Origin of the sequence: Pseudonocardia kongjuensis (assembly GCF_039526905.1) — a bacterium.
Taxonomy (GTDB): domain Bacteria; phylum Actinomycetota; class Actinomycetes; order Mycobacteriales; family Pseudonocardiaceae; genus Pseudonocardia; species Pseudonocardia kongjuensis.
In genome coordinates this window covers 239,785-248,395 of the sequence record NZ_BAAAJK010000011.1, presented here as the reverse complement: position 1 = coordinate 248,395, position 8,611 = coordinate 239,785, and the positions used below count along the sequence as shown (strand labels likewise).

Below are 8,611 nucleotides of genomic sequence, written 5' to 3'. Positions count from 1 at the left end.
GCTCGCCGTTCCGGTGCCCGCGGGCGGCGCGCTGGGCTGGGCCGTCGGCGGCGTCACCGGGGTGGTGGCCGGGGTCGCGGCGGGCGCCGCGCTGCTCGTCGTCCTGCGGCGGGCACCGGCCCCCGCGGCCGGCGGGTCCGCCGCGGCGGACCCGGCCGCCCTGGCTGCCGCCTGGGACCTGCTCGCCACCTGTCTGTCCGCCGGCCTGACCGTCCCGGACGCGGTGGGCGCCGCGGCCCACCGGCTCGCCGGTCCGGCCGGTTCGGCGCTGCGCCGGGTCGCCGGGCTGCTCGCCCTGGGCGGCACCGCGGACGACGCGTGGGCGGCCGCCGCGGGCTGCCCCGAGCTCGCCGGGTTCGCCCGCGCCGCGGCCCGATCGGCGCGCACCGGGGCCGCACTCGGCAGGGCCGCGTCCGCCGAGGCCGTCCGGTTGCGGGCGGCGCTGACCGACCTGGCCGAGGAGCGTGCGCAGCGCGCCGCGGTCCGGATCACCGCCCCGCTGGGGCTCTGCTTCCTGCCCGCCTTCCTGGTCCTCGGCATCGTGCCGGTCGTGATCGGGCTGGCCGGGGAGGTGATCGCCCGGTGGTGACCCATCGGGCGGCGACCGGGCCCGCACGTCGCGGGTCCCCGACGAGGGAGAGACCGATGACCCGTTCCGAACTGCGCGGCCGGCTGGCCGCGCTGGCCCACGACGACGACGGCATGAGCACCGTCGAGTACGCGGTCGGCACCGTGGCGGCGGCCGCGTTCGCCGCGCTGCTCTACGCGGTCGTCAGCGGCGGGGACGTGCTGACCGCGCTGACCGGGATCGTGCAACGTGCGCTGTCGACGACGTTCTGATCCGCACGGCGACGCCGGCGCGGTCACCGTGGAGGCGGCGCTGGCGCTCGGCGCGCTGGTGCTGGTGACGGCGGCCGCCGTCGCCGCGGTGGCCGCCGTCGGGGCGGGTGTCCGCTGCGCCGACGCGGCCCGCGAGCTGGTCCGCCAGGCCGCGCGGGGCGACGTCGAACGCGGCCGGGCCGCCGTCGCGGCGCTCGCGCCGTCCGGCGCGGAGTCCGAGCTGCGGATCGAGGGCGACACCGTGGCGGCGAGCGTGCGGGCCCGCCCGGTGCGGCTGCTGCCGGTCACCGTCGGTGCCTCCGCGGTCGCGGTGCTGGAGCCGGGTGCGGGGGCGTCCGGCGCGGGCGGTCCGGGCGGGGCCGCCGGCGATGGGCCGTCCGGTACGGGGTTCCCGTCCGGCGCCCGCCCCACCGGGCCGGTGGGCACGCGATGACGGGCCCGGCCGGGCGGCCCGGCCGCGCCGTGGCCGCCCGGCTGGGCCGGCTCCGGCGCGACGACCGCGGGATCGCATCGGTCTGGGCGGCGACGGCCGCCGCGGCCCTGCTGCTGACCGCGACGGTCTGCATCGACGTCGGCGCGGCGATCCGGGCCCGCCAGGTCGCGGCGGCCGCGGCCGATCTCGCCGCACTGGCCGCCGCCGGCCGATCCGTCGACGGCACCGAGGGCGCCTGCCGGGTGGCCGCCGACATCGCCGTCCGCAACGGCGCCGAGCTCACCGGATGCCGCCTCGACGGCTGGGACGTGCTGGTCGGGACCCGGGTGCAGCGGGCCGGGCTGCTGCCGGTGCACGGCCCGGCGACCGCACGGGCACGAGCCGGCCCGGCACCGTTCGACGATCGCCCGGGGACCGGGGGGTCCCGGTGACCGCCCCGCCGCGGGTGACCGGGGTCTCGGTGAACGGTTGGCGGCTCCGGATGAACGGACGGGTAACAGTGGAGCACGACCCAATCACGTCCGGTTACGACGAACGCCTGCCCCCGGGGTCGTTTCGTCGTCGCGCTCTGACCGATCACCGACGTCGCGCGGCCCGGGTCTGGTCACGGATCCCGCACTGCGGCCTACTGGGAGTCGTCGCGGGGCAGGGCAGGGTCCGGTCCGCCCCCGGCACAGCGGCCTCGCTCCCCAGACCGCGACGGAGCCGGAGCGCGCCATGCGCCCCCCGCCGGCACCGTCGCTGGTGGTCGCCACCGGCCCGCTCACGCCCCCGACGGGCGGGCCGGTGGCGCCCCGACGTGCGCGGGTCAGCGACCGCCGCGATCGGTGGCGGCCGCCACATCCGGGGCATCCGCCGCGCCGCCGTCCGCGAGCGCCGCGAGCACCAGGTCCAGCACCTGCACCGCCCCGGCCTTGTCGAGCGGGTTGTTGCCGTTGCCGCACTTCGGCGACTGGACGCAGGACGGGCACCCGGTGCGGCACTCGCAGTCGGCGACCGCCGAGCGGGTCGCGGCCAGCCACCGGTCCAGCACGGCGTGCCCGCACTCGGCCAGCCCCGCACCTCCCGGATGGCCGTCGTGCACGAACACCGTGGGCAGCCCGGTGTCCGGGTGCAGGGCCGTGGAGAGGCCCCCGATGTCCCAGCGGTCGCAGATCGCGAACAGCGGCAGCAGGCCGATCGCGGCGTGCTCGGCGGCGTGCAGCGCACCCGGCAGCCGGGCGTCGTCGATCCCGGCCGCCGCCAGCGCGTCCGGGTCGACGGTGTACCAGACCGAGCGGGTGTCCAGGCTCTGCGGCGGCAGGTCGAGCGGGGTCTGGTCGAGCACCGTGCCGTCCGCGGTGCGCCGCCGGTAGGCGACCACCTGGCTGGTCACCGTGGTCTCGCCGAAGCAGACCTGCACCGGGCCGGACCGGCGGGCCGAGTGCGTCGCGAGCACCGTCACGTCGGACACCGACTGCGGCTCGGTCCGCCAGTCCGGGTCCTCCGGGTGCACGAGCGCGACACCGCCGTCGAGATCCAGCTCGTCGACGACGAAGCTGTCCCCCCGGTGCAGGTACACCGCACCGGGGTAGACGGTGGCGGGCGCGGAGCTGCCGTCCACCGTGCCGAGCATCCGCCCGGTCGCCGCCTCGACCACGGCGACCTGGCCGAGCCCCGATCCGCGGATGTCCACCTGGGCGGACGGCGCGGCACCGGTGTCCGGCCAGAACCAGCCGTGCGGGCGGCGGCGCAGCACGCCCTCCTCGACCAGCGCGTCCAGCACCTCGACCGCGGGCGCCCCGCCGAAGGTCTCGTCCACGTCGGCGGTGGTCAGCGGCATCTCGGCGGCGGCGCAGGCCAGCTGCGGGGCCAGCACGTAGGGGTTCACCGGGTTGAGCACGCAGCTCTCCACCGGCGCGCCGAGCAGCGTCTGCGGATGGTGCACCAGGTAGGTGTCCAGCGGGTCGTCCCGGGCGACCAGCACGACCAGCGCCTCGTCGGCGGCCCGCCCGGCCCGGCCGGCCTGCTGCCAGAACGACGAGCGGGTACCCGGGAACCCGGCGAGCACGACCGCGTCCAGCCCGGAGATGTCGACGCCGAGCTCGAGGGCGTTGGTGGTGGCGACCCCGAGCAGCTCGCCGGACATCAGCGCCGCCTCCAGCGCCCGCCGTTCCTCCGGCAGGTAGCCGCCGCGGTACGCGGCGATCCGGTCGGCCAGCTCGGGGGCGATCTCGGCGACCTGCCGCCGGGCCCCCAGCGCGGTCAGCTCGGCCGACCGGCGGGACCGCACGAACGCCAGCGTCCGCGCCTCCTCCAGCACCAGGTCACCGAGCATCCGGGCGGCCTCGGCGCCGGCCGGCCTGCGGACCGGGGCACCGTTGTCCCCGGTGATCTCGGGCAGCAGCGGCGGCTCCCAGAAGGCGACGGTCCGGCCGGCGTGCGGGGAGCCGTCGTCGGTGACGGCGACGACGTCGCGGCCGGTGAGCCGGGACCCGAACTCGGCGGGCCGGGCGACGGTCGCCGAGGCGAGCACGATCGTCGGCCGGGCACCGTAGCGGGCGGCGAGCCGCAGCAGCCTGCGCAGGAGCAGCGCCACGTGCGAGCCGAACACCCCCCGGTAGGTGTGGCACTCGTCGACCACCACGTAGCGCAGCCGGCGCAGGAAGTTCGACCAGCGGCCGTGCCGGGGCAGCAGCGAGCGGTGCAGCATGTCCGGGTTGGAGAACATCCAGCGGCAGTGCCGGCGGATCCAGTCGCGCTCCTCCATCGGAGTGTCGCCGTCGAACGACGCGGGCCGCACGCCGTCCGGGGCGAGACCGTCCAGCGACCGCAGCTGGTCGGCCGCCAGCGCCTTCGTCGGCGCCAGGTAGAGCGCGGTCGCCCGCGGGTCCTCGGTCAGCCCGGCCAGCACCGGGAGCTGGTAGACCAGCGACTTGCCGGACGCCGTGCCGGTCGCGACGACCACGTCGGTGCCGGACCGCACCAGCTCCGCGCCCGCCGCCTGGTGCGTCCACGGGCGGTCCACGCCGCGTCGCGCCCACGCCCGGCGCAGGTGCTCCGGGGTCCAGTCCGGCCAGTCGGCGGTGCGCCCCGGCCGGGCGGGCGTGCGCAGCACGTGCCGGAGCGGATCGTCGTGGCCGGATTCGTCCGGGACGGGCGGTTCGTCCGGTCCGGCGATCGCCTGCTCGGCGCGCCCCGGGTCGGCTCCGGAGCCGCTGAGCACCCGGCGCAGCAGCTCGACCCCGCGCCGGGACCCGTCCGCACGATTCCCGGTCGCCTCCACGACCGGCCAGGTTGGCACATCCGTTCGAACGGCGTCAGGCCGGCACCCCCGCCCCGCACCGGGCCCCGGCCCGCGGTCCGACCACCCGGCGGATCCCGTTGCACCGCTTGCGATCTGCGAGTTCCCGGATTGCATCACGACTCGTGTGGGATTGATCACTTCCGGCAGATCGTTACTTCTTGTGATCCCTCTCCCACTGAGCGATCGGACACACTCCTACACTGCACCAACCCGGCCTGCGGCGAACGCCGCCCGGGCCCAGTCGACGCCAGTGACGCCGTCGTCGGCCGGACCGGCGCGGTCATCCGCGCGCCGGACCGCCGTCGCGGCCGACCTGGTCGGATCTTGCTGAACCAGGAGGACGGATGTCCGAGTCCACCCTCGCCCAGGGCCTCGAGCTCGGTGCGGGAGACCTCACCGTCGTCGGTGTGGTCGCGGTGGTCGCCCTCGTCGCCCTGGCCGTCGGCGGTCTGCTGCTCAAGGAGGTCCTCGCCCACGGCGAGGGCACCCCGAAGATGCAGGAGATCGGCCGAGCGGTCCAGGAAGGCGCCACGGCGTACCTCAACCGCCAGTTCCGCACCCTTGCGGTGTTCGCCGCGATCGTGTTCGTGCTGCTCTTCGCGCTCCCCGCCGAGGACCTCGGTGAACGCATCGGCCGATCGATCTTCTTCGTGGTCGGCGCGGTCTTCTCCGCGATCATCGGCTATCTGGGCATGTGGCTCGCCACGCGCGCCAACATCCGGGTCGCGGCCGCGGCCCGTGAGGAGAACGGCCGCGAGAAGGCGACCCGCATCGCGTTCCGCACCGGCGGCGTCGTCGGCATGTTCACGGTCGGCCTCGGCCTGTTCGGTGCCGCGATCGTCGTCATGGTCTACGCCGGCCAGGCACCGCGGGTGCTGGAGGGCTTCGGCTTCGGCGCCGCCCTGCTGGCGATGTTCATGCGGGTCGGCGGCGGCATCTTCACCAAGGCCGCCGACGTCGGTGCCGACCTCGTCGGCAAGGTCGAGCAGGGCATCCCGGAGGACGACCCGCGCAACGCCGCGACGATCGCCGACAACGTGGGCGACAACGTCGGCGACTGCGCCGGCATGGCCGCCGACCTGTTCGAGTCCTACGCGGTGACGCTGGTCGCCGCGCTGATCCTGGGCACCGCCGCGTTCGGCCTGCAGGGCCTGCTGTTCCCGCTGATCGTCCCGGCGATCGGTGTGATCACCGCGATCCTGGGCGTCTACCTGACCAAGGCCCGCGAGGGCGAGAACACGCTGCGCGCGATCAACCGCGCCTTCTACCTCTCGGCCGTGTTCGCCGGTGCGCTGTCGATCATCGCGGCGTACGTCTACCTGCCCTCGACCTTCGACGGTCTCACCAACCCGACCGACAGCGACGTCGCCGGCCTGGTCGGCGACCCGCGCCTGATCGCCTCGGTCGCGGTCCTGATCGGCATCGTGCTCGCCGTCGTGATCCTCAAGCTGACCGGGTACTACACCGGCACCGAGGACCGTCCGGTCAAGGACGTCGGCGAGTCCTCGCTGACCGGCCCGGCGACCGTGATCCTGTCCGGGATCTCGATCGGCTTCGAGTCCGCCGTCTACACCGCGCTCGTCATCGGCGCCGCCGTCTACGGCGCGTTCCTGCTGTCCGGTTCGATCGTGGTCTCGCTGTTCGCGGTCGCGCTGGCCGGCACCGGGCTGCTGACCACCGTCGGCGTCATCGTCGCGATGGACACCTTCGGCCCGGTCTCGGACAACGCGCAGGGCATCGCCGAGATGTCCGGCGACGTGGAGGGCGAGGGCGTCGAGATCCTCACCGAGCTCGACGCCGTCGGGAACACCACCAAGGCGATCACCAAGGGCATCGCGATCGCCACCGCGGTCCTCGCCGCGACGGCGCTGTTCGGCTCCTACCGGGACGCCATCAACCAGGCGCTCGGCCAGGCCGGGGTCGCCCTGGAGGACGCCGGCACCGCGTTCGCCTACGAGGTGTTCAGCCCGAACACCCTGGTCGGCGTCATGATCGGCGCCGCGGTCGTGTTCATGTTCTCCGGCCTGGCGGTCAACGCCGTGACCCGCGCCGCCGGCGCGGTCGTCTACGAGGTGCGCCGCCAGTTCAAGACCCGGCCCGGGATCATGGACGGCACCGAGCGCCCGGAGTACGGCCGCGTGGTGGACATCTGCACCCGGGACTCGCTGCGTGAGCTGGCCACCCCCGGCCTGCTGGCGATCCTCGCGCCGATCGCGGTCGGCTTCGGCCTCGGCGTCGGCCCGCTGGCCGGCTACCTGGCCGGTGCGATCGCCTCCGGCGTGCTGATGGCGATCTTCCTGGCGAACTCGGGCGGGGCCTGGGACAACGCCAAGAAGCTCGTCGAGGACGGCAACCACGGCGGCAAGGGCTCCCCGGCGCACGAGGCGACGGTCATCGGCGACACCGTCGGCGACCCGTTCAAGGACACCGCGGGCCCGGCCATCAACCCGCTGATCAAGGTCATGAACCTGGTCGCGGTGCTGATCGCCCCGGCGGTCGTCGTGCTGTCGACGCCGGACGCCAACCCGGCGATCCGGATCGTCATCGCGCTGGCCGCGGTGGCGATCATCGCGGCGGCGATCGTGGTGTCCAAGCGCCGCACCTCGGCGATCACCGACACCCCGGCCGAGAGCTCGGTCGGATAGCGACAGCCTCCCGTAGGACCACGGCGGCCGCTCGTCCCATCGGGGCGGGCGGCCGCCGTATGTCGTCACCGCACGGAGCTAGTCTCGCTCCGGATTCGGCGGATCCGGACGATCCGGGGTGGAGGAACCATGCGTGCAGGCCCGGTCTCGGGTGCCGTGCTGGCCGTCGCCCTGCTCGCCGGCTGCGGCGCCGCCGGGCCCGGCCCGCAGGAGTGGACCGACCGGATGTGCGCGGCCGTGCTGCCGTTCATGCAGACCGCCGTCGAGGGGCCGACGGCGGGCGAGCCGCAGCAGGCCGTCGGCGACTACCTGGGCCGGACCACCGAGGCCCTCGACCGCACCCTGGGCGACCTGGACCGGCTCGGCCCCGCCCCGGTCGACGGCGGCGACACGCTCGCCGCGAACCTGCAGGGCGGGCTCGGCGAGGTGCGCTCGGCGTTCTCCGGCGCGAAGGCCAGGGTGGACGCACTGGACCCGGCCGATCCGGACGCCGTCGAACGGGACCTGCCCGGCGCGCTGGAGCCGCTGGCCCGGCTCGGCAGCACCACCGGCCCGCTGGACCAGGTGACCGGCAACCCGGAGATCGCGGTGACCTTCCGTGCCTCCGCGGCCTGCGGCAAGCTCACCCGGTTGTCCGACGCCGCCCGCGCTGCTGCGCCGGACGGCCCAGCAGTCGTTGACCCGAACGGGTCAAGTGCGGAGGGCGGCGGCGGCTGATCCGGCACCGCGTCCTACCGTCGTCACCCGACCGTCATCTCCGGGCCCGCTCCCCCGCGGGCCCTCGACCCTGGAGCCCGACGATGGCCACCCCCCGCCCGGCACGAGCCGCCCGGGTCCTGCTCCCCGCCCTGGTCGCCGCCGCCCTGCTCGGCGGATGCAGCACCACCGTCACCGGCACGGCGGCACCGGACCCCGCGCCGCGGCCCACCGAGGGCGTCGGCGCCGATCCGGTCGCCTGGGGCGACCAGGTGTGCGGGGCGCTGCTGTCCTACTACCAGCCGCTGAGCGCCCGGCCCGACTACGCGGGCGCCGACCTGCCCGGCATCAAGGACCGGCTGTCCGGCTACCTGGGCAACGTCCGGACCGGCATCGACACCGGGAAGCAGCAGCTGGCCGACGCCGGTGCGTCCCCGGTCAGCGGCGGCGACCAGTTCCGCACCTCGATCGAGGACCTGCTGAACCGGACCGGCACCACGATCGACGAGGCACGGGCCGACGTCGACCAGGCCGACCCGAACGACGTCCCCGGCTTCCAGGAGCGGTTGCAGGCGGCCGAGGAGAAGCTGCGCACGATCGGCGCGGCCGAGGGCCTCGACCAGCTGGGGGCCACGCCACGGCTGGACAAGGCCATCGCCGAGGCACCGCGGTGCGGCGAGCTGGACGCGCTGACCGCCCCGAGCTGAGCCG

General features: G+C 75.5%; 8 protein-coding genes. 7 read left to right on the top strand and 1 reads right to left on the bottom strand.

Annotation, left to right across the window (positions count from 1 at the left end):
• The 4 genes from ABD160_RS16425 to ABD160_RS16410 form a co-directional block, all read left to right on the top strand.
• On the top strand, window positions 1–589 hold a 589-nt coding region (locus ABD160_RS16425; RefSeq protein ID WP_344023294.1), incomplete at its 5' end, for a type II secretion system F family protein.
• Window positions 590–645: 56 nt separating this feature from the next.
• On the top strand, window positions 646–840 hold the full coding sequence (locus ABD160_RS16420; RefSeq protein WP_344023292.1) for a DUF4244 domain-containing protein: 195 nt from the start codon (window positions 646–648) through the stop codon (window positions 838–840).
• Window positions 818–1,273, top strand: coding sequence for a TadE family type IV pilus minor pilin (locus ABD160_RS16415; protein ID WP_344023289.1), 456 nt, complete (start codon window positions 818–820; stop codon window positions 1,271–1,273). The genes ABD160_RS16420 and ABD160_RS16415 overlap by 23 nt, the downstream gene beginning before the upstream one ends.
• Window positions 1,270–1,704, top strand: a complete 435-nt coding sequence (locus ABD160_RS16410) for an Rv3654c family TadE-like protein (RefSeq protein WP_344023286.1) — start codon at window positions 1,270–1,272, stop codon at window positions 1,702–1,704. Before ABD160_RS16415 ends, ABD160_RS16410 begins: the two co-directional genes overlap by 4 nt.
• 377 nt (window positions 1,705–2,081) lie before the next feature.
• On the opposite strand, the gene ABD160_RS16405 is transcribed toward ABD160_RS16410, so the two are convergent.
• Window positions 2,082–4,673 (bottom strand): DEAD/DEAH box helicase, encoded by a 2,592-nt coding sequence (locus ABD160_RS16405; RefSeq protein ID WP_425563623.1) that lies wholly within the window; start codon window positions 4,671–4,673, stop codon window positions 2,082–2,084.
• A gap of 230 nt (window positions 4,674–4,903) precedes the next feature.
• On the opposite strand from ABD160_RS16405, the gene ABD160_RS16400 reads away from it, so the two are divergent.
• The 3 genes from ABD160_RS16400 to ABD160_RS16390 all read left to right on the top strand — a co-directional run bounded on the left by ABD160_RS16400 (window position 4,904) and on the right by ABD160_RS16390 (window position 8,607).
• The gene (locus ABD160_RS16400) at window positions 4,904–7,204 is read left to right on the top strand and encodes a sodium-translocating pyrophosphatase (protein WP_344023284.1); all 2,301 of its coding nucleotides are present in this window, start codon (window positions 4,904–4,906) and stop codon (window positions 7,202–7,204) included.
• A 129-nt stretch (window positions 7,205–7,333) separates the two neighbouring features.
• Window positions 7,334–7,921 (top strand): hypothetical protein, encoded by a 588-nt coding sequence (locus tag ABD160_RS16395; RefSeq protein ID WP_344023282.1) that lies wholly within the window; start codon window positions 7,334–7,336, stop codon window positions 7,919–7,921.
• An 83-nt stretch (window positions 7,922–8,004) separates the two neighbouring features.
• On the top strand, window positions 8,005–8,607 hold the full coding sequence (locus ABD160_RS16390; protein ID WP_344023280.1) for a hypothetical protein: 603 nt from the start codon (window positions 8,005–8,007) through the stop codon (window positions 8,605–8,607).
• Window positions 8,608–8,611 lie beyond the last annotated feature (4 nt).